The organism is Bradyrhizobium sp. PMVTL-01 (assembly GCF_051861855.1).
Classification (GTDB): domain Bacteria; phylum Pseudomonadota; class Alphaproteobacteria; order Rhizobiales; family Xanthobacteraceae; genus Bradyrhizobium.
On record NZ_CP193982.1, the window covers coordinates 7,874,511 to 7,898,081 of the forward strand.

The window sequence follows — 23,571 nt, forward strand, 5'->3', positions numbered from 1 at the left end:
GCCAGGGACGCCGCGATGAGCGAGGCCGTGGTCGACGACATCGTGGCCGTGCTGCCGCCGCTGCTCAATGCGCTTGAAGCGCTCGGCTTCTTCGCCCGGCATCTGCATCCGCCGGCCTTCGCGTCCGTGATGAACGCGATCGGAACGCCGGACGAAGCACTGCAGGCATCACAAGCCGGGATCGGAGAATGGCCGGAGCAATTCGCCGGACTGCGCGAACGGCTCGACCGCGCCTGCAGCGAGACGCTCGCCGCCTTTGCCGGCATCCGCGACGTCGAGCGCGGCAATGGCGACCTCGTCACGGTCTTCCGCGCATTGCGGCATCTGCCGCGCGCGCAGGAGGCGCTTTATCCGCTGGCGGCACAGTTTCCACCGGTGAACAGCTTCTTTCTCAACGCCGCCAATCGCGAGAACGGTGATTTGCTCTCACGGCTGGAAGCCGGCGCAGGGGAGCACACCGGCATCTTCCACGACCACAACGAGCCCGGCAGCCGCGGCGGCTTCTCTGTCTATGTGCCCGAGTATTACAGGCACGATCGCCCCATGCCGCTGGTGATGGCGCTGCATGGCGGCAGCGGCAACGGCCGCGGCTTTCTCTGGAGCTGGCTGCGCGATGCCCGCAGTCTTGGCGCCATTCTGGTGGCGCCGACCGCGACCGGTCCCACCTGGGCGCTCATGGGCGACGACGCCGACACGCCGAACCTGATGCGCATCCTCGAGAACGTGCGCAGCCGCTGGAGCATCGACACATCGCGCATGCTTCTGACCGGCATGAGCGACGGCGGAACCTTCTGCTACGTCACCGGCCTCGACGGCGCCTCGCACTTCACGCATCTTGCGCCGGTCTCCGCGACCTTCCATCCGCTGATGGCGGAGATGGCGGACGCCGAACGCATGCGGGGCCTGCCCATCTTCATCACCCACGGCAAGCTCGACTGGATGTTTACGGTGCAGACCGCGCGGCAGACGCAGGCCGCGCTCTCCGCCGCCGGCGCCGACGTCACCTACCGTGAGATCGACGACCTCAGCCACACCTATCCACGCGAGATCAACGCGGAGCTGCTGCAATGGCTGAATGGAAAATGAACAACCTCTCCTTGGATGCGCCGCATGGCTGCGGAACCATCATTCCGGGCCGACGTTGTCGTCCCGCTACCGGAGGTTCCACATGCAGACTTTTTTCGGAATGATCCTGGGCGCGCTGCTGCTTGCGGGCGGCGTCTACGTCTATGACTCCATGCAGACCTCATCGGTCGCCAATGGCGGGGTCGCGACCACCAATCGCACCATCGTGAACTGGGATGTCGCCAAGGCCGATTGGGATGCGCTGCGTGATCGCGCGCACAAGGACTGGGTCCGGATCTCGTCGAAGTAACGTCGCGGTATCATGAACAAGGCGCCGTCGCGGGTCCGCGGCGGCGCCTTCACGTTGGCTGCGCTCAACGATGCGCCTCAGTTCATCTTGGCTTTGCGGGCGTCGGCGATGACCTGCTCGAACTCGGTCATGCTGAGCACACCGGGCACGCGGTACTTTCCGACGATGAAGGACGGGGTGCCGCGGAAACCAAAGGCTTCGGCCTGCTCGTTGTTGCGCTTGAGAATGGCGTCGATGTCCTTGGCGCGATCGGCAAGATCGCGCTTCAACCGGTCCATGTCGACGCCGGCGGCAGCGAGCCGCTCGTTGATGCGCGGCTCGGTCAGACGCGAAGAGACGCCCATCATGGCGTCATGGGCCTGGTGGTACTTGTCCTGGAATTTGGCCGCGAGCGCGATCCGCGCCGCCGTGACCGAGACCGGTCCGAGGATCGGCCAGTCCTTCATTACCAGCCTCACCTTGCCGTCATCCTGAACGACCTGGCGCAGCTCGGGCTCGAGCTTGCGGCAATAGGGACAATTATAGTCGGACCATTCGACGATGGTGATGTTGCCGTCGGGATTGCCGGCGACCGGGGTGTCGGGATCGCGCAGCACCTTGGATTCCGTGAGCACCTCGTCGTCGGCGGCGGCGGCCAATGCCGAGGTGATGCCGCCCGCAAGCGCCCCTGCCCCGATCAGCGTCAGCGCTGCGCGCCGCGTCGGCACCAGGCGGTTCTTATTCCAAGATCCAGTCATATCTCGTCCCGTTTCGGTCCCGTCTTCGGCAAATACGCTTGGGATCGGGAATTGTTACCGATCATATAGAGAGTCGCGGCGGCGATGTCATCGCACCAGCAGCGTGACTGCGAGGGGGACCAGGAACGAGGTCACCAAAGCGTTCAGGCTCATGGCGATGCCGGAGAAGACGCCGGCGATCTCGTCGACCTGGAACGCCCGCGCGGTACCGATGCCGTGCGCGGCGAGGCCCGCGGCAAAGCCGCGAGCCCGGTAATCGGTGATGCCGGTGCGGTTCATCAGCGGCGTCACGATGATCGCGCCCATGATGCCGGTGAGGATCACCGCGACCGCCGCCAGCGAAGGATCGGCATGCAGGGATTCGGCGATGCCCATGGCGACGCCGGCGGTGACGGATTTCGGCGCCAGCGACAGCACGACATCGCGCGGCAGCCCGGCGACTTCGGCCAGCAGGACCACCGACACCACCGCCGTGACCGAGCCCGCGATCAGCGCCACCAGCATCGGCACGATGGACGAAACCACGCGCTTGCGGTTTTCATAGAGCGGCACGGCGAGCGCGACGGTCGCCGGTCCCAGGAGGAAGTGCACGAACTGCGCACCGGCGAAATAGGTCGTGTAGGAGGTGCCGGTCAGGAGCAGGAACGCGCCGATGATCCACATCGCGTGCAGCACGGGATTGGCAAGCGCATGGCGCCGCGTGGCCAGCGACACCGCATCCGTGCCCGCATAGACCAGCAGGGTCACGGTCAGCCACAGCAGCGGCGACTGCGAGAGATAGACCCAGAGCGAGAACGGGTTGTCCGTCATTGCGCGTCCTGCTGCCGCAACAGGCGGGTGACGAGGCGGAAGGTCAGCACGGTCGTGAGCAACGTGACGGCCACGGACAGCGCGAGCACGACGACGATGGCAATGCCGTGAGAGGCGAGGACGTCGAGCTTCTGCACGACGCCGACGCCGGCCGGCACGAACAGCAGCGAGAGATGGACCAGAAGGCCCTTGCTCGCCGTCTCGATGCCGTTGTCACGCAGCGGCCCGCGTGCAAGCAGCGCAAAGCGGTCGCGGGCGAGCAGCAGGATCAGGAGCAGCAGCAATCCGAGCACGGGTCCCGGCAATGGCTGGCCGAGGCCGCGCACGACGGCTTCGCCGATCAACTGGCAAAGCAGGATGAGACCGAGACTTGCGAGCATGGCGTTCGCATGAGGGGACGCGCCGCCCGGCTTGTCAATCGCCGCTATGCGCGGGACGCGCGCACCTCATGCGAACTCGCGGGGGCGAGGCAGCATCGCCATCAGCGTCCCGGTCATCGTCGCGATCAGCGTGGTCTTGCCGTCATGCTCGGCGAAGGCCTTTGCCTCGCAGAAGGTGAGCGCACGGCCGGGCTTGACCACCTCGGCCTTGAAGACGAAACGCTCGCCGCGGGCGGGCGCGAGCAGCGTGGTCTTGAATTCGACGGTGAGGATATCGGCCTCCGGCGGCATCAAGGTGAAGGCGGCAACGCCGCAGGCGTTGTCGAGCCCGGCCGTGATGATGCCGGCATCAATGAAACCGTTCTGCTGTGTGAAGGCCGGCGCATGCAGCATCGCCAGTTCGACCTCGCCCGGCGCGAGACGGACGATCACGATGCCGAGCGTGCGCATCGCCGGCTGGGCGTCGAACATGGCGACAGTCGCCGCGCGGTAGCCCGGGTTTTTCGGCTCGAACGCAGTCATGGTTCAGGCCCCGGCCGGTTCGGCAAGATGCCTCGCGGCAGCTTCGCGGATGGCATTGGTGAACGGCGCGGACTTGCGGAGCTGACGGTCCAGATGCACGCCGGTGATCTCGCAGGTCGCGGCGATCTCCCCGGTCTCGGCATTCCGCATGTCGTGCCGGAAGCGGATCGACTTGTCGCCGACCTCGAGCAGATGGCTGCGGATCTCGACGATGTCGCCGGCAAGCAGCTCGCGCTTGTAGGCGATGTTCTGCTGGACCGCGGCCATGCCGCGCCCCGAGCTGCGCAGGTAACTCGGCGTCAGGCCGAGGCGGGCGAACAGATTCCAGTTGGCCTCGTCGAATTTGCCGACATACCACATGATGTTCATGTGGCCGACATGGTCGCATTGCCACGGATAAACCGTGCCGCGATAGGTCGCCTCCCGCTCCATCGCCAATCCTCCTGCCCTTGATTTTTGATACGGTAGCGTATCAGGGCGGTTCTGCGTTAGCAATACGGCACCGTATCAAGAACCGGTGAGGCTTCCTCCATGAGCGACGGCAAGGGCGATGTCTGGGTCGAGGCGGGGTTCGCCGAGCTCGCCCGCTCGGGGGTCGAGGGTGTCAGGGTCGAGGTGCTCGCCAAGAATCTCGGTGTCACCAAGGGTGGCTTCTACCGCCGTTTCGCCGACCGCGCCGCGCTGCTCGAGGCCATACTGGAACGCTGGCGCGAGGGGCGCGCGGCGTCGATCGCGCAGCAGACGAGCCTCGACGGCGAAGCGCCCCGCGAACGGCTGAAGGCCGTGATCCAGCTCTACTCTGAGCGCCTCAATCCGGAAGGAATGGCGATCGAGCTCGCGATCCGGCAATGGGCCCGCTCGGACGAGAACGCCGCGGCGGCCGTGGCGAGCGTCGATGCCGCGCGGCTCACGCATGTTGCCGAACTCTATCGCGCGACCGGCCTCGACGCCGACGCAGCCGAGGCGCAGGCCTTCCTGTTTTATTGCTTCATCTTCGGCCAGAGCCTGCTGTTCGTCGAGCGCGGCCCGCGCAAGCGTTCGCAGCTCGTGGCGAAGTCGGCCGAGAAGCTCCTGGACTAGGCGATCGGTCAAACGAAGATGGCCGGAGCTTTACTCCGGCCATTGCATGCTGTTGTCGAAGCTCAGGCGGCGCCCTTCAGCTTCTTGGTGCATTCGCTGTAATAGCCGCCGCCCTTCTGGATCCACTTCAAGCCGCCATTGCCGTTGGTGGTCTTGTTGGCATTGTACTGATCGACGCAGGTGTGCAGGCGCGCCTTGCCGGCGGGCTCCTTGGCGTATTTCGGATCGACCGCGTTCGGATAGATCGCGGGGCCGGCCGGCAGGGTCGGCGCGGCGGCGGGAGCCGCCTCCTTCTTGGCCTGTTTCGGCTCGGCCGGAGCGGCGGGGGCGGCCGGAGCAGCCGCCGTCGGCGCGGCGGCGGGCGTCGCATCGGCCCCGCACTGGGCCTTGCGGAAGTCGTTCCACTTCATGGTGCCGAGCGAGCCGTCCTTCTTGGCGGCCTGATATTTCGCGCTGCACTCCTGCGAGGTCAGCGCCTGCGCCGGCGCGGCGGCCATCAATGCCACGACACCTGACGCCACAATCGCACACAGCAATTTTGTCTGATTGGTCATCCCTGATCTCCTCCTTGGTCTTCGCTTGATCTTCCCCGAGGGGAAGTGAAACGGGGATTGCTATCCTAGCGTGCCGCCGCCTCGCGACAAGGAAGCGATGGCTTTCGCCGCAAAAATATAGTGATCGCACCGTCCAGATCATTCATGTCGCGTTCAGCATCGCAAGCCGACGTTCCACTCCTTCGCAGTTCTCGCAAGAAGAGTGCAACACCATGACCCTCGCCTCTCGCCTCGCCGCCGCCGCCCTCGTCTCCCTGCTCGCCTCCGGCACCGCCTTCGCGCAGGCCACCGCGCCGGCCGCCAAGACCGATGCCGCTGCCACCGCCGACAAGAAGGCGCCTCCGAAGGAGCGCTCGGCCGAGTCGCTCGAATGCTCCAAGCAGGCAGACGCCAAGGCCCTGAAGGGCAAGGAGCGCAAGAAATTTCGCCGCGAATGCATGAAGGAAGCGAAGGCCGGCACCTCGGCCCCTGCCGCCGACAAGAAGTAAGTCCGTCACAATACGGTTCGCGAGCAGCAAGGAGAGGCGCGCGCATTGCGGCATGACGTAGCCGCAATTGTGCGCCTCCCGCTGATTTGCGATAAGGCGGCGTGAAGCAAATCACCGCCTCCCTGCCGTTCGAATGGCCGAGCCGTGCCAAAATCCTGAGCATGGTGGAGACGCTCGCCATCGGCACCGCCGGCGGTCTCGTATTTCTCTTCGCGGGCCTTCCCGGCGGCCTGATCTCGGGCTCGATGATCGCGGTCGGGATCGCCGCAATCGCCGGCCGCCAGCTGACGCTGCCGCCGATCCTGACCCAGACCGTGCTCGTGCTGCTCGGCATCTCGCTGGGCTCGGTGGTCTCGCGCCATTTGATCCAGCAGCTCAGCGCTTATCCCCTCACGATCGGGCTGCTCGCGCTCGCCACCTTCTGCTCGACCTTCGGCTCGAGCTATTACCTCCAGCGCATCCATGGCTGGGACCGCACCTCGGCCTTCCTCGCCGGCAGCCCCGGCGCGCTGTCGCAGATCACGATTTTGGCCGTCGAGCGCGGCGCCGACCTGCCGGGCATCGCGGTGGTGCAGACCATGCGCGTCATCATCCTCACCGCCGCGCTGCCGATGGTGCTGGCGCTCGCGGGTGTGGCGCCTTCGGCCGCGCCGTCGCCGACGACGACGATCGCCTCCCCGCTCGGCCTGCTGGCGTTGGTCGCGGCCTCCCTGGTTGCGGCGCTCCTGCTGCGGCTGGTCAAGTTTCCGGCAAGCTGGATGTTCGGCGCGATGATCGGCTCCAGCGTGCTGCACGGCGCCGGCTTGATCGAGGGCGGCCTGCCGGATTGGGTGCGCGGCGTGGCGCTGGTCGGCATCGGCGCGCTGATCGGCAGCCGCTTCGCGCGGATGCGGATCAAGACGCTCGCCGGCCATATCCATGCGGCGCTGGGCTCGTTCACCGTGGCCATCGCCGTCTCCGCGATCTTCGTCGGCGTCGTCGCGCTCACCACGCAGGTGAAGTTCTCCGACGTGGTCGTCGCCTTCGCCCCGGGGGCGATGGACGCGATGCTGGCGCTGGCCCTGACGCTGCACATCGATCCGATCTTCGTCGGCGCCCATCACCTGTCGCGTTTCGTATTCGTGACGATCGCAACGCCGGGCATCGTGCACCTGTTCGGGCGCACGCAGGACGATGTGGATGATTGACTAGCGCTTCGCGGTCCGCACAAATCCCCAGGCGACGATCGCGGCCATCAGCAGCGAGATCAGGACGTTGTAGCCGGCGAGCGAGAGGCCGAGGAAGCGCCACTGCACTTCGTCACAGCGCACCACCTTCACCGTGTCGAGCTTCGACAGCAGATCAGCGGCGCTGCCGAGATTGATGACGGGACCGGAGCAATCGGTCGGCCCCTTCCACAAGCCCCATTCAACGCCGGAGTGGTAGGTGCCGAGGCCGGCATTGGCGAGGGTCGCCAGCGCGAGGATCGCAAGCCCTGCGAGCAGCAGCGGCCGCGGCGCGCCGGCGCGTGCCGCGAGCGCCGTGAGAGCGCCGACCGGGATCGCCAGATAGTAGGCGTAGCGCTGCTCCAGGCACAGCGGGCACGGCAGGATTTCAAGCACGAACTGGAAGAACCAGGCGCCCGCGATCGTGGCCGCCGCGATCCCGGTGACCGCAAGCGAGGCGGCCAGCGCGGGGCTCGTGGCCGCCGGCCTGAACGCAGGTGTTGCGGCACTGTGGGTCGTCACGGCAGCCTCTTTCCGATCGCTCGCGCTCCAATGCCTCTAGCCCTGGCCCAAGCGGCTGTCGAGAACGGCCGGGATCACTTTGGCGCGGGTTGACCCCGCCATGTGCATGGCTATAGTCCGCCCGCTTCGTGACGCCCTCCTTGGAGGGGCCGACCGAGGGCCCCTGTGGCGGAACTGGTAGACGCGCTCGACTCAAAATCGAGTTCCGCAAGGAGTGCTGGTTCGATTCCGGCCAGGGGCACCAGCCTTCGTTGCCTCGCAGCTACGGCCGGGCGAGCCGAACTTCCGCACCATCGAAGCGAAGCGGCGAGGGCTGTCCCGCCGAAGCCTTGGCGAAGGCGGACTGTCTCAGCAAAGCTGATCTCCCCCTCCACTAGCAATCGTCACATCCGCACTGTATAAGCCGGCAGCTTCTTCTCACTTGAAGGAGCTCACATGAACGACCTGCACGCATGGCTTTCCGAACAGCACCACGGCCTGCGAACCTTCCGGACATTCCAGCAAAAGCTCGAGACGCTCGGCCGGGACGATCCCGCCCAGCGCGGCCTCTGCGGCCTGTTGAGCAGCCTCGTCGGCAGCTATGTCGAGGCCTATGATGAGGCCCCGCTGCCGGTCGAGGTCGCCGAGAGCGCCTATCATCGCCTGCTGACGCTGGTCGCGAGCATCGATCTGAATGGCGACGCCGACCGCAGGCTCGCCGACATCAACCGCGTGGCGGAGAGTCAGCTCTGGCAGTGAGACGACGCTGGCGCCGGCTTGATTACGACAGGCGCGCGTAAGTCGTGTTCATCGTGTAGTCCTTGCCTGGACCCGACGCCACATGACGAACGACGAACGTTCCATCCGGCAGGAACATGTAGACCGACCGATACTCGTCGCGCCTGCAGAGATGGCGCGCATGTCCGCTCAGCTCTCCTCCGGAGGACGCGGACAGTGAAATCTCATGAAACAGCCGCGCTGGATTTTCCTTGAAGAAGACCTTAAATCCTCCGTCGCTGTTGCTGAAGACGTATTCGCGCTCGGCCTGCAACGTGGTGCCGTTCGCGAGCTTCAGTTGTCCCTGCTCGCGATAGGCCAGCCGCTCCCCGTCGAGTGGCGTGAAGATCGCGACACCCTGCATCGTGGCCTGGCCTTCGATGACCCGCTTGAAGGACCACGAGCCAACCAGCTTTTTCGTTACTTTCGAGGCTTCACCCCAGCGATCGATCGTGGCTTCGTTCATATCCTCAGGCCCGCGCGTTAACCAACCGGTCCAGACTTGCAGGAGCCGCAGCCGGGAGTTCGACTTCAGCGAACCGATACCTATATCCTACCGCAACGGATGGTGATGCAGCGAGCAGCCTTGATGGCCAGAAGACGCACGACGGAAGCGGACGCCGACGACCTCCCCCGCTACTTCGTCTGGGTCCGGGGCCTCGAAGGCCCGGAGCCACAGAAATGGATGGCGATGGATTTCGGCATCGGCGACTGGAAGCGGCCATTGGTGCTGGCCTATTTGGAGTTGCCGGAAGGCGAACGGCATCTGCCGCTGTCGACGCTGGCGCGGCGTTATCCGCCGCCGCGGGTGGATGTTACGTAGAAAGCGCCGGTTCGGGCGGCCGGTGGTAAGGCGGACGCCGCAGCCAAATCGCCCCGCTGGCTATGGGTGTCGCGCGCCGACGCCGAGATGCCGACTACATCCGCGGCCATTCCACCACTCTGTATCATGCCGCCTCGACCTGCCGCATGGGCACCGATGATCCGGCCGTCGTCGATCCCAAGCGGGCAGCTAATCGTCGTCATCAGACCCAAACAACCTGATCTGCGGGAAGCCGCCGCGCGACCGACCCGCATAGTCGCGTGCATCAGAATCCTGGCGGATGTTGCGCGCCACGTCGTCCCAATCGGTGCGGTCGCGCATGCTGCGCGGATCGCGGGAGTCGTAGCGGTGACGTTCCGCCCAACGCTCGCGGCGATCCGTCCGGCGCCGTTCGGACGCAGCACGCCTCACGTCCGAATCCCTGGCCTTGGCATAGGCGTTGTCAGGTGAGGAGGAAGGCTCGGTGGAAGCCTGCTGCTCGACGGGTCTTGCAGCGCGCGAAGCCGGAGCCGGCTTCGGGGGCTCAACCGCAGTCGCCTGCGAAGGCTGCGGCGCTGATGGTTCAGCGTTCGCCTGAGTGGTCTGCGTGTCGGGCTTTGCGGCTTCAGGCTTTGCTTCGGCCTGCGCCGGCGCAGCGATGATCGTGCCGAAGGCCTGCGACCCCGTGAGATATTGCACGCGCTCCGATGGCGCATTGGTCTGGGACGAGGTGCCGGCCGCTTCGGCGCGCTGCGCCACCCTGCTGGTGTCCGCGACCTGCTTGGGCGCGATCGGATTCATGATGTTGCCGGCAACGATGCCGCCGCCGAGACCAATGCCAATGGCTGCGATGATCGTTCCGGCACCGACGAAATAAGCTGTCGAGGCGCGCATTGATCCACTCCCTCTTTTGGAGCGGGCAACGCGTGGGGATTGCCAGATGTTCCTGATACCGGCAGGTTCCTGAAAAGGGAAACCGCCTCAGATCTGCTGCGCGACCTTCTCGAGCCCGATGAGACGGGCGAGCTTGCGCACTTCTTCCTTCTGGTCGTCGCGCAGCTGGAACAGCAGCGGCATCGCGGCCGACTTCAACTGCTGCACCTCGTCGCAATTCGGATCGATCTGCGCGCTGGGCGGCGCATTCGGATTCGACAGCTTGTTCGCCTGGATCCTGCGCGCGACGTTGCGCAGTGCGGTCTCGACCGAAGGCCAGTAATATTCCTGCGACGACGACAGCTTCAGGCGATCCTTGATGCCCGAGATCTGAACGTCGGAAAGCAGCGAATAGGATTTCTGCGGCTTGGCGACGACCTTCGGCTTGGCCGGGACCTCGACGGCGGGAACATCCGCCGCCGACGGCGCCTCATGCGCATTGGCTTTCGGCATCGGGAAATCGGACGGCGTCGCGGCGGCAAACGCCTGACGCAGCGGCTCGGTCAGAACCGGCGCCTGCGCGAGCTTGTCGGCGGGCACCTGGACCGGCTCGATCGCGGCCGAGGCCAGAGCGAGCGTCGGAACCAGGCGATCGGCCTTGGCGGCGCGATTGGTCGTGAGCGGCTTCGACGGCAGCGCTTCGGTGATCATCTCGGCGCTGACGCTGGGCACGCTGTCCCGGCCGAGGATGGCGGTGGTGGCGGCGCCAAGCACGAGGAAACAGGTCAGCACGACGATGGTGATGGCTTTGGACAAACGTCCCTCCGCGCCCACAACTTCAAGTCCACGTGATCACTGCCCGGAAACTGGGCGATAATTAAGGCCTAACCGTGCCATCGCGGCGGCAATCGCGCGGGCTGCCGCGACATCGCCGAAAAACTCCAGGAAATCAAGCCGCTACCGCCAGATCGTAGGCGTCCTGGATGTCGGCGACGATCTCGGAAGCCTCCCACACGGCGCGCGGCTCGACCGATTGTAGCGTGACCGTCCAGTTGCCGCCGCGGCGGGTGCGGGGAACGCTGACGATGTCGAAGCGCACATTGCGGCACAGCGGGTGGCGGGCCAGGGCGTGGGCGACGCGGACGCGGATCTCGTCCAGCGATGCCGCCGTCTTGGTGTCGAGAAAATCGAAGTCCATCGCCTGTCCCTCTCCGTCCTGATTGGCGGCCTCGAGAGGGATTCTTGGCGGGGCTTGGTTAATCCACCGTTAAAAGCAGGGGTTTTGAGGATGCGGTATTAACTGTGACCGATGCGATCGCGGCCTCTCGCCGCAAGCGGCAGGGCTATCGCATTTGAAAGCTTTTCCCGCGGCCATCCTTCGAGACGGCCGCTTCAGGCGGGCTCCCCAGGATGGGGACGGAGTTGCGCGGCAGCAGTTTCAACGGGCACTGACGCTGATTAGCCTCATCCTGAGGAGGCGCACAAGCGCCGTCTCGAAGGACGAGGCGTGCGCGCAGGCCGCCGCAACGAGTCATATGCGATAGCCCTGCCGCAAGCGGGAGAGGCTAACAAGCCTACCGCCCGCCTGCCTCGCGGTATTCCGCGATCGTCCCCGCGACGAGATCATGAACCGCGAGCACATCGGTGACGCCCGACGTCGAGTGCCCGCCGCTCCAGATGTCGCGCCAGCGCTTGGGCCGGCTCTCGCGCGCAGTGACGTCAATATCCTCTGCGATGTCGATCGCGCCGCGTGCAGGCAGGTCGTCGGGGTCGAGACCCGCAGCGACGATCGACGGCTTCAGCATGCTGGTCTGAAGCCCCGTGAACGCGGTGGTGAGCAGGATGTCGTCGGCACGGCTCTCGACCAGCATTCGCTTGTGACGGTCATCCGCCATGCTCTCGCGTGTCGCGATGAATTTCGTGCCCATGTAACCGAGATCACAGCCGAGCACTTCGGCGGCATGCAGCGCGCAGCCATCGCTGATGCCGCCCGCGAGCACGACGATGCCATCATAGAATTCGCGCACCGCGCGGACGAAGGCGAGCGGGTTGAGCCAGCCGGTCTGCCCGCCCGCGCCCGCTGTGAGCAACACGAGCCCGTCTGCCCCCGCTTCCGCCGCGCGTTCGGCATGGCGGATCGAGGCGACGTCTGCGAACACCAGCGCGCCGGCGTCATGCAGCGGCGTCAAGACCGGCGACGGCGAGCCGACCGAGGTGATGACGATCTCCGGCCTGTGCCGCAGCAGCACCGCGAGATCCTGCTCCAGCCGCGCATTCGAGCGGTGCACGATCAGGTTCGGGCAGAGCGGCGCTGCCTTGCGGCCGGTCTGATCTTCGCACTGGCGCAGCCGCGCTTCGATGTCGCTCAGCCACGCGTCGAGTTGTTCCGTGTTGCGGCAATTCGCAGTCGGGAAGCTGCCGATCACCCCGCTTCGGCAGGCCGCGACCATGAGCTCGACGCCCGACACCAGAAACATCGGCGCGGCGACCAGCGGCAGAGTGAGACGATCGCCGAAACGTTGCAGTCGGTCTGACCTCACGCATGCCTCCTTACGCGGGGTTTGTCGTTTCCTCCCGCATTCCCTGTGCTAGCGTTACCGCAAACATTGGCACGTCAGAAGCCAATGACAAAGCAACGAGGAAACATATGTCCGATCCGCTCCACGCATCGTCGCCGACTTGTGCGCAGACGCTACGGGCACTCTCGCGCTATCCCGACCGCACCGCTTTCGCCTGGCCCGGAGGGTCGCTGAGCTACCGGGGCACGATCGACCTGATCGGACGCATCCAGTGCGTGTTCATGCGGCTCGGCCTGCAGCCCGGCGCGCGCGTCGCCTTCCTCACCGCGAACCGCGCCGACACCTGGTGCGCCGGCGTCGCCGCGCAATTGTCGCGGCTCTGCGTCACCTGGCTGCATCCGCTGGGATCGCCGAGTGACCAGCTCTTCCAGCTCGAGGACTCCGAAGCCGAGGTGCTGGTCGTCGATGCGGCCGCCTTCCGCGATCGCGGCGGCGAGCTCGCTGCGAGCGCGGACCGGCTCAAGGCGGTCTTCACCATGGGGCCGGCCGGCTATGGTGTTGACCTGTTGCAGGCGATCGAGATCGATGGCCATTTCAGCCCGCAATGTCTCGCCGGCCCTGACGATCTCTCCACGCTGAACTACACTGGCGGCACGACCGGCAAATCCAAGGGCGCGCTGCGCTACCATCGCGAGAATGCCGGGGCCGCCGCCGCGATCCTCGCCGACTTCGAGATCCCGGAGGGGGCGCGCTACCTCACGGTCGCGCCGATCAGCCACGTCGCCGGCACCAAGGTGCTGCCGACCCTGATGCGCGGCGGCACCGTGCACATGCTGAAGAGTTTCGATCCCGAGGCCGTGCTGGCGACGATCGCGCGCGAGCGCATCACCTTCACGCTGTTCGTGCCGACCATGATCTACGTGCTGCTCGATCATCCCGCGCTGGGCAGGACCGACCTGTCCTCACTCGAGCTCGTGCTCTACGGCGCCTCCGCTATGTCGCCGAGCCGGCTGGTCGAAGGGATCGAACGCATCGGGCCGGTGTTCTCGCAGCTCTACGGGCAGACCGAATGCTATCCGATCTCGGTGCTGCGCAAGAGGGATCACGATCCCCGGACGCCGGAGCTGTTCCTGTCCTGTGGCTTCCCGATCGCGGCCTGCGAGGTCAAGCTCCTCGACGACGACGACCAGGAGGTGAAAACGGGCGAGGCCGGCGAGATCTGCGTGCGTGCCCCGCATGCGATGGCGGAGTACTGGAAGCGGCCGGAGATCACCGCCGAGACGCTGAAGAACGGCTGGGTCCACACCGGCGACATCGCGCGCAGGGATGAGCGCGGCTACATGTTCATTCTCGACCGCAAGAAGGACATGATCGTCTCCGGCGGCTTCAACATCTTCCCGCGCGAGGTCGAGGACGTGCTGTCGCAGCATGCCGACGTCGCGATGGTCGCGGTCGTCGGTATCCCCGACGAGAAATGGGGCGAAGCCGTTACCGCTGTCGTCGTACCGCGCGAGGGCGCAAAGCCCGATCCGAACGAACTGATCAACCTCGTCAAGACGCGAAAGGGCTCGGCCCATGCGCCGAAGCAGATCCAGTTCGTCAAGCAGCTGCCGATGACCGGCGTCGGCAAGGTCGACAAGAAGGTACTGCGTGCGGGGTTCTGGAGCGGACGGGACAGGATGGTGGGGTAAATACCCCGGAGTTCTACGGTGTCGTTGTGGCTCCGGCACCACAATGCGCGACGGAGTGCGCGTGCACGGTTGCCGCGCGATTGCCGGCGAATCAACGAATCAACTAGATCGCTGAACGGGGCTGGGAAGCGGAGTATCAAATGAGAGTCGCTTCCTTGGAAAGTGCAGTCGCCGCGGTCACGTTGATCACGGCTATCATCGTGGTGCTGTGGGAGATCAAGATCTTCTACGGAATGTGAACTGGCAGGACGCTGGCGTCGAACAAGAGGCCTCCGGACAAGAAGAGGTTCGCGACCTGGGCATCCCTTCCGCGGCGGCGGAAGCTGCCGGTCAATTGGCTCCCAGCCCGAGCCCGGCGGAAGCCGTCATGCTCACCGCTTCTCGATCACCAGACTCTGCACCGCGCGGCCGAAATAGCCTTTGCTGTCTGCAAGCCGCGACATCGCAAGACCCGCGCCGTCAGGGCCGATCCATGAGTCGCCGTCGAGCAGGATCCACTCACCGACGGGCTGGCGCGCAAGGCTCACGGTGAGATCGGCGTTGATGAAGGTCCAGGCGCGGAAGTCGAGTGTCGAGGCGGTGCCGTTGGAGAAGTCGGCGGCGACCACCGCGCGCATGGCCTGCGAGATCGCCTCGCCCTCGATCAGCGGATGGTCGACCCGAAACCAGATCGCACCGGCACCGGCCTGGCCAAAGCGGCCGCGCGCGGCGCGCATCGAGACCGACCGCACGAACGGACTGGTGGCGGCGTGACCGTCTTCGACGAGCGAGTTCTCCGGCGATGGCAGCGAGACCGGCAGATCCTTGACATCGTCGGGCAGCGCCTGCGCCTGGCGCCTGATCTTGAGCACGGTGGCGCCGACCACCTGCACGCCGTCGGCGAGCAGCTTGATCTCGCAGAGCTGGATCTTGCGGCCCTCGCGCAGCACTTCGGTCGCAATCGTCAGCGGCGCCACCGGGACCGGGCGCATCAGATCGATGGTGACGCGCGCGATGTCCATCGCAACAGGCGTCGGGATGCGCTCGGCCGCCCATGTCACCAGCGATGCCGGCGCCGAGCCGTGCTGCATGCGGCGGTCCCAGGGACCGGCAGCGTCCGGGCTGGTGACGACACTGTTGCCATCGACGCGGTAGATCGGGGTCATTGCGACAGCCATCACAACGGCGGATCGACCGCTTCGTCGTATTCCTTCTTGAAGCGCGCGATCAGCTCGGCGGCGGGCACGATGCCCTCGACGCTGCCGATTCCCTGGCCCGAGCCCCAGATCTCCTTCCAGGCTTTCGGCTTGGCGCGCTCGCCGGAGGCGTCGGTGCCGAAGTTCATCTTGGAGGGATCTGACGTCGGCAGATTCTCCGGATCCATGCCGGCGGCGAGGATCGAGGGCTTCAGATAATTGCCGTGCACGCCGGTGAAGAGGTTGGAATAGACGATGTCGTCGGCGCTCGAGCCCGCGATCATCTCCTTGTACTTCTCGACCGCATTGGCCTCCTTGGTCGCGATGAAGGCCGAGCCGATATAGGCGAAGTCGGCCCCCAAGATCCGCGCGGCGCGGATCGCCTTGCCGTTGCCGATGGCGCCCGACAGCGCGATCGGGCCGTCGAACCACTTTCGCGTCTCGGCAACGAACGCCAGCGGCGAGAATGTGCCGGCATGGCCGCCGGCGCCGGCCGCGACCAGGATCAAACCGTCGGCACCCTTCTCGATCGCCTTGTGCGCGAATTTCTGGTTGATCACGTCGTGGAAGACGATGCCGCCCCAGCCGTGCACGGCCTGGTTCAGCTCCTCGCGCGCGCCGAGCGAGGAGATGATCATCGGCACCTTGTACTTGGCGCAGAGCTGCATGTCGTGATCGAGCCGGTTGTTCGATTTGTGCACGATCTGGTTGACCGCGAATGGCGCCGACGGCTTGTCGGGATGCGCGCGGTCATAGGCCGCGAGCTCTTCGGTGATCCGCGCCAGCCATTCGTCGAGCAGCTCCGGCGGCCGCGCATTCAGCGCCGGGAACGAGCCGACCACACCCGCCTTGCACTGCGCGATCACGAGATCCGGCACCGAGATGATGAAGAGCGGCGAGCCGATCACGGGGATCGACAGGCGTCCCTTGAACAAGGCAGGCATGGACATTGCGGAACGATCCTCTTCTGGCGGTCAAAATTGAAGCTGGAAGCCATACCAACAAGGCAATCTTTCCACTGTCAAGTATTGCGTCTTGTCGCCGCAGCGGATGCCGTTACCGCAATTCCAAGCAGCGGAATTCGTACCCATCCGTCTCCTCCGTGTCATTGCGAGCGCAGCGAAGCAATCTTTGCTACGCAATTTTGTCGCCAGCTCCTCGCAATGAGAGGCGAGAGTGGTGGATAGCCAACAGCTACCCAATCAAATCCGGATTGATCAGCCGCTCGAACGAGAACATCTCGTCCCACTTCTCCTGCGTCAACAGCTTGCGCTCGACCACCACGATCTGGTGCAGCGACTTGCCGCTCTTGTAGCCCTCGCGCGCGATCTCGGCGCATTGCTTGTAGCCGAGCAGCGGCTTCAGCACCGTGACGATGCCGAGCGAGTTCAGCACCATGTTGCGGGTGTGATCCTCGTTGGCGGTGATGCCGACGACGCAGTTCTCGCGCAGGCTGTTGACCGCCCGCTCCATGGTGCGGATCGAGAAGAACAGCGCGAACGAGATCACCGGCTCCATCACGTTGAGCTGGAGCTGGCCGGCGCTTGCCGCCAGCGTCACGGTGGTGTCGAGGCCGATGACGAGGAAGCTGGTCTGGTTGACGACCTCGGGAATGACGGGATTGACCTTGCCCGGCATGATCGAGGAGCCCGGCTGAAGCTGCGGCAGGTTGATCTCGTTGAAGCCGGCGCGCGGGCCGGAGGCCAGCAGGCGGATGTCGTTGCAGATCTTGGTCAGCTTGCTCGCGGTGCGCTTCAGCACGCCCGATAGCTGAACATAGGCGCCGGTGTCCGAGGTCGCCTCGACGAGATCGCCGGCAAGGATGAAGTCGATGCCGGTGAGCGCGCTCAGATGCCGGACCGCGAGCTTGGGATAGCCGACCGCCGCGGTGACGGAGGTGCCGATCGCGGTAGCGCCGAGATTGATCTCGCGCAGCAGCGCCCGCGCCTCGGAGATGCGGTCGACCTCCTCGCCGATCGTGGTGCCCCATCCCCGGAATTCGGCGCCGAGCGACATCGGCACCGCGTCCTGGAGATGCGTGCGGCCCATCTTCAGCACGCGGTCGAACTCACGGCCCTTGGCGAAGAAGGCCTCCTGCAGCTGCCTCAGCGCCGTCATGTAGCTCTCGAGCCGCAGGATCAGCGCGAGCCGAAAGGCGGTCGGATAGGTGTCATTGGTGGACTGGCCGTAATTGACGTGATCGTTGGGGCTGACATGCTGATAGTCGCCCTTGGCAAAGCCGAGCGCTTCCAGCGCGAGGTTGGCGATCACCTCGTTGGCGTTCATGTTGGTCGAGGTGCCGGCGCCGCCCTGGATGAAGTCGGTGACGAACTGGTCCATCATGTCGCCCGCGATGACGCAGTCGCAGCCCAGGATGATCGCGTCAGCCACCTTCGCGTCGATCGCACCGAGCTCGCGGTTGGCCATCGCGGCGGCCTTCTTCACGTAACCGAGCGCCTTCACGAAGTAAGGCTCCTGGTTCATGGGAATGCCGGTGATGTGGAAGTTCTCCTTCCCCCGGATGGTCTGGACGCCGTAGTAGATGTCGTCGGCGATCTCACGCTGTCCGAGGAAATCCTGCTCCGTACGGCTCATGGGCGCTCCTTGTTGCACGCGCGAGGCCATCACGTCAGTTCTGGCACAGCGCACTGGTCACGAAAGTATCGGTGCGGCAATCGTCCGGTTTGCGCTGCCTGCCCGGGATGAGAACCTTGGCCGAGCATTTCTCGGCGGAGTCGGCGTTGAGGCTCTTGCCTTCCCTGTAACCCTTGCCCTGGCAGAGCTGGTCGGCGGCCTGCTTGCAGTCGGGCCCGCCGTTCGACGAGACCGGGCAGACCACGCGCCCCGACACCATGGTCGACGGCTTGGCCAGCCGCGACAGGTCATTCATGGTTTCGCCGGGGCTTTTGACCGGCGGCAGGATCGAGGGCAGCTCGTCGAACAGCTTGCCCATTTCGTCGATCAGCCCGGGGTTTTCCTCGCGCGCCTGCAGCGCTGGTGTCGATGGCGGTGGCGCGGCCTGCGGCCCCGGCTCCTGGACGCCGAGCGACGGCGGCCCGGATTGCGGCCATCCGGCCTCGCCGGCATTGAGCAGGATCAGCGCCACTGCCGATATCAGCGTCCCAAGCCGCACGACCGGATTGCCGGATCGAACCATCATGCCGGCAACCGTAGCCGAAGCCGGCGCGCGGGCAAAGGTTAGATCAGCTTGACCGCCACGACAAAGCCGAGCACCAGCACGACGGCGCCGATCGTCACCCACAATCCGAGATGCTCCTCGAGCTTGTGCCGGATCCAGTCGCCATAGCGGTTGAGCAGGATCGCCACGATGAAGAAGCGTCCGCCGCGCGCGACGATCGAGCACAGGGTGAAGAGAATGAGATTATAGCCGGCAAAGCCCGAGGTGATGGTGACGAGCTTGTAGGGGATCGGCGTCAGCCCCTTGAGCAGGATGATCACAGCGCCCCACTCGGCATAGGAGGCACGGAAGGCTTCGACCTTGTCGCCGAGGCCGTAGACCTGGATCAGCCAGTGACCGACCGAGTCGAACAGCAGCGCGCCGATGGCGTAGCCCAGCAGGCCGCCGAGCACCGATGTGATCGTGCAGACCATCGCATAGATCCAGGCGCGCTGCGGGCGCGCCAGCGACATCGGGATCAGCATCACATCCGGCGGGACCGGAAAGAAGGAGCTTTCTGCGAAAGCCACGGCTCCCATGATCCAGAGCGCGTAGGGCTTGTGGGCGGCGTCGATGCACCAGTCGTAGATACGTTTCAGCATGGCGCCGCGATGAAGCACCATGGGACGGATTTGTCCATCGCGAGTTTTATGAAGGTTTTAGTGGCGCTTGCGCGCCGTGCGGCTCTCGAGCGCGACAATTGGCCGCCTGGCGGCCACGCGTGGTGACCTAGCTTTGGGCAGTTTCATTGTCGATTTCGGCAACTTCTCGGCAATGCCGAGCATGTCTTCCCGCCGCGTCATCTCGCGCCAGACGTCCTCGGGGCGCACGCCGGCCGCGGCCCACAGCACCGTGAGATTGTAGAGCAGGTCGGCGCTTTCCCGGATCACGGCCTCGCTGTCGCCGTTGACCGCATCGATCACGACTTCGATGGCCTCTTCGGCCAGCTTCTTCGCCATTTTGGAGGGGCCGCGCTGAAACAGCCGGGCCGTACGCGATGTTGCCGGATCAAGATCCCTGGCCGCGAGCACAGCCAGATATAGCCGCTCAAGCGAATCACTCATGGGACTCGAAACTACTCTAAACCAATGGCGAGCGCGTTAACGCCCGGCGATAAAAGCAAAAAACAGGCCGGCGCGACAAGCGCGACGGCCTGTTTTGGTCAACCTTTGGTAGCCGGGAGGCCGGCAAGCCTAGTAGCAGTTCGTGAAGTAGCCCTGGCCACAGAGTTCCGATGGCGCGGTGCCGCCGTAGCGCTGATACTGGTAGTTCGGGCCCGGGCCGTAATAGGGGCCGTAGGCCGGGGCACTGTAATAGGCGGGACCGCCGTAATAGCCGTACCCCGGACCGTAGTCATAGGCGTACGCGTCACGGGTCGCAGCGATGGCGAGACCGGTGCCGATGGCTGCGAAGGCCGCGGCGGCGGCAGCACCGCCACCACCGCCATGCCAGTGGCGGCCGCCTGCGTAAGATGCCGTCGGAGCGACCGCGGTCAGCGCCAGCACCGCAGCCGTCGCGAGGACGGCTTTACGGCACGTAAGGCTGGAAAATCTGTCAAACATGTCCTGGACCCTCCTTGGGACCTTGAATGGTGTTTCGAGACAGGCTCATGTCTGCCAAACACCAGCGTCCCATGTTGGGTTCCCCCAACCCCAACACAAGCTGAACGGGGTTGCGTGATCGTGACGCAACCGCCGCTCATCCGCCGTTCATGTTGGCGCGCGCACGGTCATCGCCGGCCGGCGCTGCGAGCGTCACACAACAATGCGGGACCGGCGCAGTTGATGTCAGGATTCAAGACGATCGTCCTTCGCGGCCTGCTGGCGCTTGCTATCTCGCTCGCCACGTTGACGGCACGCGAGGTCGCAGCGGCCGAGAGCGCCGCCCCCTCCACGGCGATCCACTTCACCTTCGACCGTCCCGTCGATGCCAGCATGGCGCCATTCTTCCTTGCCGCGAAAGACGGCAAGTTCGGCGCCGAGCATCTCAACGTGTCCTTCAACACCACGCCCGGGTCGTCGGAGGCGCTTGCGCGCGTGGCGAAGGGAGACAGTGAACTCGCGCTGGTCGACATCAACGAGCTGATCCGCTTTCGCGACAAGGACGATGCGGCGCCGATCAAGGCGGTGTTCGTGCTGTTCAACCGCGCGCCCTACGCGATCGTCGCGCGCAGCAGCCGCGGCATCCACATCCTGCCCGACCTCGACGGCAAGACCGTCGGCGTCGCCGACGGCGATCTGTCGATGCGGCTGTGGCCGGCGCTGGCGCAGCAGAACAACATCAACACCTCGCGCCTGAAATTCCACAACATCAGTGCCGCGGTGCGCGAGCCGATCCTGTCCGCAGGACAGGTCGATGCCGTCACCGGCTTCAGCCATCTGTCGGCGGTGAACCTGCGCGACCGCGGAGTGCCCGCTGGCGATCTCGTCGTGCTGCGTTATGCCGACTATGGTTGTGAAGCCTATGGCTTCGCCGTGGTGGCCAACCCCGCCTTCGCCGCGGCGAAGCCGGACGCCGTGAACGGCTTCGTCCGCGCACTGATCGCCGGCATCAACGCAACGGTCAAGGAGCCGGCACGCGCGGCGGACGAGGCTGCAAGCCGCATCGAGGATGGCGACCGCGAGCTCGAGCTGGAGCGCCTGCGTACCGTGCTCGTCGACAACATCCTGACCGACGAGGTCAGGCGCAACGGCCTCGGCGGCATCGATCCGGCGCGCCTGGAGCGCTCGATCGACCAGATCGCCCAGGACTTCAAATTCCGCAAACGGCCGGCGGCGAGCGAGATCTTCGATGACCGGTTCCTGCCGCCGGTCGAGAGCCGGCTCATCAATTGAGCAAAACGGAAAGCTTCCGCTGTATCTCGCGGGTTATCCCGGCTTAGAATAAGGGCCCATCAGCTGCCGAGTTGTCAGTCCGCATGTCCATGCTCCGTCTCTATTCCCGCGTTCTCGAGCTGCTCGGCAAGGAGGCACGGCTGGGCTGGCTGCTGGCGGTCGCCAACCTCCTGCTTGCGGCCTCGCAATTCGCCGAGCCCGTGCTGTTCGGCCGGATCGTCGACGTGCTCTCCGGCAGAACTGTCGCCGGCTCGAACTCGGCCTGGCCGTTCCTGGCCGCCTGGGTGGCGTTCGGATTGTTCACCATCGGCTGTAGCGCGCTGGTCGCCCTTCAGGCCGACCGGCTCTCGCACCGCCAGCGCCAGGCGGTGCTGACGGACTATTTCGAGCACATCCTGCAACTGCCGCTGACCTTCCACTCCGGCACCCATTCGGGCCGGCTGATGAAGGTGATGCTCAACGGCACCGATGCGCTGTGGCGGCTGTGGCTCGGCTTCTTCCGCGAGCACTTTGCCGCGATCCTCTCGGTCGTGGTGCTGCTGCCGCTATCGCTGTACCTGAACTGGCGGCTCGCGATCCTGCTGTTCGTGCTCTGCATCGTCTTCACGGCGCTGACCACGTTCGTGGTGCGCAAGACCTTCGGCATGCAGATGGAGGTCGAGGAGCGCTACAGCGAGCTGTCCGCCCGCGCCTCCGACGCGCTCGGCAACGTCGCATTGGTGCAGAGCTTTGTGCGCGTCGAATCCGAGGTGAAGGGGCTGCGCTCAGTCGCCGACGAGCTGCTGGCCGCGCAGATGCCGGTGCTGTCCTGGTGGGCGCTCGTCACGGTGATCACGCGGGCCTCCACCACGATCACGGTGCTCGCGATCTTCACCCTCGGCATCGCCCTGCACGACCAGGGACTCACCTCGGTCGGCGAGATCGTGATGTTCGTGAGCTTCGCGACGATGCTGATCCAGAGGCTCGAGCAGGTCGTGAGCTTCATCAACAACGTCTTCATGGAAGCGCCGCGCCTGCGCGAATTCTTTGGCGTGCTCGACGCGGTGCCCGCGGTGCGCGACCGGCCCGACGCGATCGATGCCGGCCGGCTGTCCGGCCTCGTCGAGTTCAACGACGTCACCTTCTCCTATGACGGCAAGCGGCCGGCGATCGAGGACCTCACCTTCACCGCACTGCCCGGCCAGACCATCGCGCTGGTCGGCCCGACCGGCGCCGGCAAATCCACCGCGATCGCGCTCTTGCACCGCGCCTTCGATCCGCAATCCGGCTTCATCAAGATCGACGGCATGGACGTCCGCGGCGTCACGTTGACCTCGCTGCGGCGGAACATCGGCGTCGTGTTCCAGGAAGCGCTGCTGTTCAACCGCTCGATCGAGGAGAACTTGCGCGTCGGCAAGCCGGACGCGACCGAGGCCGAGATGCGGAAGGCCGCCGAGCGCGCGCAGGCGCTCGACTTCATCGAGCGCAGCGGCGGCTTTACGACCAATGCCGGCGAACGCGGCCGCATGCTCTCCGGCGGCGAGCGCCAGCGCCTGTCGATCGCCCGCGCCCTGCTGAAGGACCCGCCGATCCTGATCCTGGACGAGGCGACCTCCGCGCTCGACGCCGTCACCGAGGTCAAGGTGAACGCCGCTCTCGACGAAGTGATGAAGGGCCGCACCACCTTCGTGATCGCCCATCGCCTCTCAACCATCCGCAAAGCCACGCGGATCCTGGTGTTCGAGAATGGACGCGTGATCGAAACCGGAACTTTCGATGAACTCGTGGCCAAAGGCGGCCATTTTGCGGAGATGGCCAAGGCCCAGTTCATGGTTCAGGAACATGCGCGGGCCAGCGTGACGGCCGCCGAGGCTGCCGCGACGGCTGCCAAATCCCCCTAGCAAGTCCCGAGAGGACCGTCGAAATTCGGCCTACTTCCTTGCGGAATACCCACCTGAAGCCCCTATTCTCGACGCACGAGCCGGTATAGGTTTGCGACGCCGCAAGCGGCGGCGCCGGATTTCAGAACCCGAAACTCAGATCACGAGAACCGCCCGTATCAGGCGGATCTCCAAGGACCGGAATCGGATA

Annotated in this window: 30 protein-coding genes and 1 tRNA gene; 12 read left to right on the forward strand and 19 right to left on the reverse strand. The window is 65.4% G+C overall.

The features are described 5' to 3' along the window. Nucleotides 1-15: 15 nt before the first annotated feature. On the forward strand, nucleotides 16-1,086 hold the full coding sequence (locus tag ACRQ5Q_RS37930) for a phospholipase (RefSeq protein WP_439394904.1): 1,071 nt from the start codon (nucleotides 16-18) through the stop codon (nucleotides 1,084-1,086). Nucleotides 1,087-1,168: 82 nt separating this feature from the next. Beyond that, nucleotides 1,169-1,375, forward strand: coding sequence for a hypothetical protein (locus ACRQ5Q_RS37935; RefSeq protein ID WP_439370702.1), 207 nt, complete (start codon nucleotides 1,169-1,171; stop codon nucleotides 1,373-1,375). Between the two features lie 77 nt (nucleotides 1,376-1,452). Here the strand turns inward: ACRQ5Q_RS37935 and ACRQ5Q_RS37940 are convergent, their stop codons facing one another. The 5 genes from ACRQ5Q_RS37940 to ACRQ5Q_RS37960 all read right to left on the reverse strand — a co-directional run bounded on the left by ACRQ5Q_RS37940 (nucleotide 1,453) and on the right by ACRQ5Q_RS37960 (nucleotide 4,256). Beyond that, a complete protein-coding gene (locus ACRQ5Q_RS37940) occupies nucleotides 1,453-2,112 on the reverse strand; it encodes a DsbA family protein (protein WP_439370703.1) in 660 nt (219 codons plus the stop codon). A gap of 87 nt (nucleotides 2,113-2,199) precedes the next feature. After that, a complete protein-coding gene (locus ACRQ5Q_RS37945; protein WP_439370705.1) occupies nucleotides 2,200-2,922 on the reverse strand; it encodes an LrgB family protein in 723 nt (240 codons plus the stop codon). Further along, nucleotides 2,919-3,302 (reverse strand): CidA/LrgA family protein, encoded by a 384-nt coding sequence (locus ACRQ5Q_RS37950; RefSeq protein ID WP_439370707.1) that lies wholly within the window; start codon nucleotides 3,300-3,302, stop codon nucleotides 2,919-2,921. The genes ACRQ5Q_RS37945 and ACRQ5Q_RS37950 overlap by 4 nt, the downstream gene beginning before the upstream one ends. Nucleotides 3,303-3,368: 66 nt before the next feature. Next, nucleotides 3,369-3,824 carry a PaaI family thioesterase gene (locus ACRQ5Q_RS37955; protein ID WP_439394905.1) on the reverse strand — a complete coding sequence of 152 codons (456 nt, stop codon included), beginning with the start codon at nucleotides 3,822-3,824 and terminating at the stop codon, nucleotides 3,369-3,371. A gap of 3 nt (nucleotides 3,825-3,827) precedes the next feature. Next, nucleotides 3,828-4,256 carry an acyl-CoA thioesterase gene (locus ACRQ5Q_RS37960; RefSeq protein WP_439394907.1) on the reverse strand — a complete coding sequence of 143 codons (429 nt, stop codon included), beginning with the start codon at nucleotides 4,254-4,256 and terminating at the stop codon, nucleotides 3,828-3,830. A 99-nt stretch (nucleotides 4,257-4,355) separates the two neighbouring features. On the opposite strand from ACRQ5Q_RS37960, the gene ACRQ5Q_RS37965 reads away from it, so the two are divergent. Continuing rightward, nucleotides 4,356-4,904 carry a TetR/AcrR family transcriptional regulator gene (locus ACRQ5Q_RS37965; protein WP_439370712.1) on the forward strand — a complete coding sequence of 183 codons (549 nt, stop codon included), beginning with the start codon at nucleotides 4,356-4,358 and terminating at the stop codon, nucleotides 4,902-4,904. A 62-nt stretch (nucleotides 4,905-4,966) separates the two neighbouring features. Here the strand turns inward: ACRQ5Q_RS37965 and ACRQ5Q_RS37970 are convergent, their stop codons facing one another. Further along, complete coding sequence (locus ACRQ5Q_RS37970; RefSeq protein WP_283021959.1) at nucleotides 4,967-5,458, reverse strand: hypothetical protein; 492 nt, start codon at nucleotides 5,456-5,458, stop codon at nucleotides 4,967-4,969. A 212-nt stretch (nucleotides 5,459-5,670) separates the two neighbouring features. Here ACRQ5Q_RS37970 and ACRQ5Q_RS37975 point away from each other — a divergent pair, with 212 nt between their 5' ends. Together ACRQ5Q_RS37975 and ACRQ5Q_RS37980 are read left to right on the forward strand one after the other, a co-directional pair. Then, nucleotides 5,671-5,946: a PsiF family protein gene (locus tag ACRQ5Q_RS37975; protein ID WP_439370713.1), complete on the forward strand. Its 276-nt coding sequence runs from the start codon at nucleotides 5,671-5,673 to the stop codon at nucleotides 5,944-5,946. A gap of 101 nt (nucleotides 5,947-6,047) precedes the next feature. Beyond that, nucleotides 6,048-7,133, forward strand: coding sequence for an AbrB family transcriptional regulator (locus ACRQ5Q_RS37980; RefSeq protein WP_439394909.1), 1,086 nt, complete (start codon nucleotides 6,048-6,050; stop codon nucleotides 7,131-7,133). On the opposite strand, the gene ACRQ5Q_RS37985 is transcribed toward ACRQ5Q_RS37980, so the two are convergent. Further along, nucleotides 7,134-7,673 (reverse strand): disulfide bond formation protein B, encoded by a 540-nt coding sequence (locus tag ACRQ5Q_RS37985; RefSeq protein WP_439394911.1) that lies wholly within the window; start codon nucleotides 7,671-7,673, stop codon nucleotides 7,134-7,136. 159 nt (nucleotides 7,674-7,832) lie between these two features. Between ACRQ5Q_RS37985 and ACRQ5Q_RS37990 the strand changes: the two genes are divergently transcribed. Continuing rightward, nucleotides 7,833-7,917: transfer RNA gene (locus ACRQ5Q_RS37990), tRNA-Leu, on the forward strand. A gap of 191 nt (nucleotides 7,918-8,108) precedes the next feature. Next, entirely contained in the window at nucleotides 8,109-8,411 is a 303-nt protein-coding gene (locus ACRQ5Q_RS37995) for a hypothetical protein (protein WP_439394913.1), read from the forward strand. 22 nt (nucleotides 8,412-8,433) lie between these two features. On the opposite strand, the gene ACRQ5Q_RS38000 is transcribed toward ACRQ5Q_RS37995, so the two are convergent. Beyond that, entirely contained in the window at nucleotides 8,434-8,895 is a 462-nt protein-coding gene (locus ACRQ5Q_RS38000) for a DUF6314 family protein (RefSeq protein ID WP_439371408.1), read from the reverse strand. A 123-nt stretch (nucleotides 8,896-9,018) separates the two neighbouring features. Here ACRQ5Q_RS38000 and ACRQ5Q_RS38005 point away from each other — a divergent pair, with 123 nt between their 5' ends. Beyond that, nucleotides 9,019-9,252, forward strand: coding sequence for a hypothetical protein (locus tag ACRQ5Q_RS38005; RefSeq protein ID WP_439371409.1), 234 nt, complete (start codon nucleotides 9,019-9,021; stop codon nucleotides 9,250-9,252). Nucleotides 9,253-9,314: 62 nt separating this feature from the next. Beyond that, complete coding sequence (locus ACRQ5Q_RS38010) at nucleotides 9,315-9,473, forward strand: GMC oxidoreductase (RefSeq protein WP_439371410.1); 159 nt, start codon at nucleotides 9,315-9,317, stop codon at nucleotides 9,471-9,473. Here ACRQ5Q_RS38010 and ACRQ5Q_RS38015 read toward each other — a convergent pair. The 4 genes from ACRQ5Q_RS38015 to ACRQ5Q_RS38030 all read right to left on the reverse strand — a co-directional run bounded on the left by ACRQ5Q_RS38015 (nucleotide 9,442) and on the right by ACRQ5Q_RS38030 (nucleotide 12,644). After that, nucleotides 9,442-10,125 (reverse strand): hypothetical protein, encoded by a 684-nt coding sequence (locus ACRQ5Q_RS38015; RefSeq protein ID WP_439394915.1) that lies wholly within the window; start codon nucleotides 10,123-10,125, stop codon nucleotides 9,442-9,444. The genes ACRQ5Q_RS38010 and ACRQ5Q_RS38015 overlap by 32 nt on opposite strands. Nucleotides 10,126-10,212: 87 nt before the next feature. Beyond that, entirely contained in the window at nucleotides 10,213-10,920 is a 708-nt protein-coding gene (locus ACRQ5Q_RS38020; RefSeq protein WP_439394916.1) for a hypothetical protein, read from the reverse strand. Nucleotides 10,921-11,053: 133 nt separating this feature from the next. Further along, on the reverse strand, nucleotides 11,054-11,302 hold the full coding sequence (locus ACRQ5Q_RS38025) for a hypothetical protein (RefSeq protein WP_439371413.1): 249 nt from the start codon (nucleotides 11,300-11,302) through the stop codon (nucleotides 11,054-11,056). 376 nt (nucleotides 11,303-11,678) lie between these two features. After that, nucleotides 11,679-12,644 carry an NAD(P)H-dependent flavin oxidoreductase gene (locus ACRQ5Q_RS38030; RefSeq protein WP_439394918.1) on the reverse strand — a complete coding sequence of 322 codons (966 nt, stop codon included), beginning with the start codon at nucleotides 12,642-12,644 and terminating at the stop codon, nucleotides 11,679-11,681. Nucleotides 12,645-12,751: 107 nt separating this feature from the next. Here ACRQ5Q_RS38030 and ACRQ5Q_RS38035 point away from each other — a divergent pair, with 107 nt between their 5' ends. Next, nucleotides 12,752-14,314, forward strand: a complete 1,563-nt coding sequence (locus ACRQ5Q_RS38035; RefSeq protein WP_439394920.1) for an AMP-binding protein — start codon at nucleotides 12,752-12,754, stop codon at nucleotides 14,312-14,314. 371 nt (nucleotides 14,315-14,685) lie between these two features. On the opposite strand, the gene ACRQ5Q_RS38040 is transcribed toward ACRQ5Q_RS38035, so the two are convergent. The 7 genes from ACRQ5Q_RS38040 to ACRQ5Q_RS38070 all read right to left on the reverse strand — a co-directional run bounded on the left by ACRQ5Q_RS38040 (nucleotide 14,686) and on the right by ACRQ5Q_RS38070 (nucleotide 20,229). Next, a complete protein-coding gene (locus ACRQ5Q_RS38040; RefSeq protein ID WP_439394922.1) occupies nucleotides 14,686-15,459 on the reverse strand; it encodes a thioesterase family protein in 774 nt (257 codons plus the stop codon). Between the two features lie 11 nt (nucleotides 15,460-15,470). Further along, nucleotides 15,471-16,439 carry an NAD(P)H-dependent flavin oxidoreductase gene (locus tag ACRQ5Q_RS38045; RefSeq protein WP_439394924.1) on the reverse strand — a complete coding sequence of 323 codons (969 nt, stop codon included), beginning with the start codon at nucleotides 16,437-16,439 and terminating at the stop codon, nucleotides 15,471-15,473. Between the two features lie 244 nt (nucleotides 16,440-16,683). Beyond that, nucleotides 16,684-18,084, reverse strand: coding sequence for an aspartate ammonia-lyase (locus tag ACRQ5Q_RS38050; protein WP_439394925.1), 1,401 nt, complete (start codon nucleotides 18,082-18,084; stop codon nucleotides 16,684-16,686). A 34-nt stretch (nucleotides 18,085-18,118) separates the two neighbouring features. Next, complete coding sequence (locus ACRQ5Q_RS38055; RefSeq protein ID WP_439371419.1) at nucleotides 18,119-18,649, reverse strand: hypothetical protein; 531 nt, start codon at nucleotides 18,647-18,649, stop codon at nucleotides 18,119-18,121. Nucleotides 18,650-18,687: 38 nt separating this feature from the next. Beyond that, a complete protein-coding gene (locus ACRQ5Q_RS38060; RefSeq protein ID WP_439371420.1) occupies nucleotides 18,688-19,290 on the reverse strand; it encodes a YqaA family protein in 603 nt (200 codons plus the stop codon). Between the two features lie 36 nt (nucleotides 19,291-19,326). Next, complete coding sequence (gene hisE, locus ACRQ5Q_RS38065; protein WP_439394927.1) at nucleotides 19,327-19,731, reverse strand: phosphoribosyl-ATP diphosphatase; 405 nt, start codon at nucleotides 19,729-19,731, stop codon at nucleotides 19,327-19,329. Between the two features lie 129 nt (nucleotides 19,732-19,860). Further along, the gene (locus tag ACRQ5Q_RS38070) at nucleotides 19,861-20,229 is read right to left on the reverse strand and encodes a hypothetical protein (RefSeq protein ID WP_439371422.1); all 369 of its coding nucleotides are present in this window, start codon (nucleotides 20,227-20,229) and stop codon (nucleotides 19,861-19,863) included. Between the two features lie 222 nt (nucleotides 20,230-20,451). Between ACRQ5Q_RS38070 and ACRQ5Q_RS38075 the strand changes: the two genes are divergently transcribed. Both ACRQ5Q_RS38075 and ACRQ5Q_RS38080 read left to right on the forward strand, forming a co-directional pair. Then, nucleotides 20,452-21,501, forward strand: a complete 1,050-nt coding sequence (locus ACRQ5Q_RS38075) for an ABC transporter substrate-binding protein (RefSeq protein WP_439371423.1) — start codon at nucleotides 20,452-20,454, stop codon at nucleotides 21,499-21,501. An 83-nt stretch (nucleotides 21,502-21,584) separates the two neighbouring features. Then, complete coding sequence (locus ACRQ5Q_RS38080; protein WP_439394928.1) at nucleotides 21,585-23,381, forward strand: glucan ABC transporter ATP-binding protein/ permease; 1,797 nt, start codon at nucleotides 21,585-21,587, stop codon at nucleotides 23,379-23,381. Nucleotides 23,382-23,571: the final 190 nt, after the last annotated feature.

Coding starts and splice junctions, on each gene's coding strand:
- ACRQ5Q_RS37930 (WP_439394904.1), top strand. CDS start 16: ATGAGCGAGGCCGTGGTCGACGACATCGTGGCCGTGCTGCCGCCGCTG.
- ACRQ5Q_RS37935 (WP_439370702.1), top strand. CDS start 1,169: ATGCAGACTTTTTTCGGAATGATCCTGGGCGCGCTGCTGCTTGCGGGC.
- ACRQ5Q_RS37940 (WP_439370703.1), bottom strand. CDS start 2,112: ATGACTGGATCTTGGAATAAGAACCGCCTGGTGCCGACGCGGCGCGCA.
- ACRQ5Q_RS37945 (WP_439370705.1), bottom strand. CDS start 2,922: ATGACGGACAACCCGTTCTCGCTCTGGGTCTATCTCTCGCAGTCGCCG.
- ACRQ5Q_RS37950 (WP_439370707.1), bottom strand. CDS start 3,302: ATGCTCGCAAGTCTCGGTCTCATCCTGCTTTGCCAGTTGATCGGCGAA.
- ACRQ5Q_RS37955 (WP_439394905.1), bottom strand. CDS start 3,824: ATGACTGCGTTCGAGCCGAAAAACCCGGGCTACCGCGCGGCGACTGTC.
- ACRQ5Q_RS37960 (WP_439394907.1), bottom strand. CDS start 4,256: ATGGAGCGGGAGGCGACCTATCGCGGCACGGTTTATCCGTGGCAATGC.
- ACRQ5Q_RS37965 (WP_439370712.1), top strand. CDS start 4,356: ATGAGCGACGGCAAGGGCGATGTCTGGGTCGAGGCGGGGTTCGCCGAG.
- ACRQ5Q_RS37970 (WP_283021959.1), bottom strand. CDS start 5,458: ATGACCAATCAGACAAAATTGCTGTGTGCGATTGTGGCGTCAGGTGTC.
- ACRQ5Q_RS37975 (WP_439370713.1), top strand. CDS start 5,671: ATGACCCTCGCCTCTCGCCTCGCCGCCGCCGCCCTCGTCTCCCTGCTC.
- ACRQ5Q_RS37995 (WP_439394913.1), top strand. CDS start 8,109: ATGAACGACCTGCACGCATGGCTTTCCGAACAGCACCACGGCCTGCGA.
- ACRQ5Q_RS38000 (WP_439371408.1), bottom strand. CDS start 8,895: ATGAACGAAGCCACGATCGATCGCTGGGGTGAAGCCTCGAAAGTAACG.
- ACRQ5Q_RS38005 (WP_439371409.1), top strand. CDS start 9,019: ATGGCCAGAAGACGCACGACGGAAGCGGACGCCGACGACCTCCCCCGC.
- ACRQ5Q_RS38010 (WP_439371410.1), top strand. CDS start 9,315: ATGGGTGTCGCGCGCCGACGCCGAGATGCCGACTACATCCGCGGCCAT.
- ACRQ5Q_RS38015 (WP_439394915.1), bottom strand. CDS start 10,125: ATGCGCGCCTCGACAGCTTATTTCGTCGGTGCCGGAACGATCATCGCA.
- ACRQ5Q_RS38025 (WP_439371413.1), bottom strand. CDS start 11,302: ATGGACTTCGATTTTCTCGACACCAAGACGGCGGCATCGCTGGACGAG.
- ACRQ5Q_RS38035 (WP_439394920.1), top strand. CDS start 12,752: ATGTCCGATCCGCTCCACGCATCGTCGCCGACTTGTGCGCAGACGCTA.
- ACRQ5Q_RS38040 (WP_439394922.1), bottom strand. CDS start 15,459: ATGACCCCGATCTACCGCGTCGATGGCAACAGTGTCGTCACCAGCCCG.
- ACRQ5Q_RS38045 (WP_439394924.1), bottom strand. CDS start 16,439: ATGTCCATGCCTGCCTTGTTCAAGGGACGCCTGTCGATCCCCGTGATC.
- ACRQ5Q_RS38050 (WP_439394925.1), bottom strand. CDS start 18,084: ATGAGCCGTACGGAGCAGGATTTCCTCGGACAGCGTGAGATCGCCGAC.
- ACRQ5Q_RS38055 (WP_439371419.1), bottom strand. CDS start 18,649: ATGATGGTTCGATCCGGCAATCCGGTCGTGCGGCTTGGGACGCTGATA.
- ACRQ5Q_RS38060 (WP_439371420.1), bottom strand. CDS start 19,290: ATGGTGCTTCATCGCGGCGCCATGCTGAAACGTATCTACGACTGGTGC.
- hisE (WP_439394927.1), bottom strand. CDS start 19,731: ATGAGTGATTCGCTTGAGCGGCTATATCTGGCTGTGCTCGCGGCCAGG.
- ACRQ5Q_RS38070 (WP_439371422.1), bottom strand. CDS start 20,229: ATGTTTGACAGATTTTCCAGCCTTACGTGCCGTAAAGCCGTCCTCGCG.
- ACRQ5Q_RS38075 (WP_439371423.1), top strand. CDS start 20,452: ATGTCAGGATTCAAGACGATCGTCCTTCGCGGCCTGCTGGCGCTTGCT.
- ACRQ5Q_RS38080 (WP_439394928.1), top strand. CDS start 21,585: ATGTCCATGCTCCGTCTCTATTCCCGCGTTCTCGAGCTGCTCGGCAAG.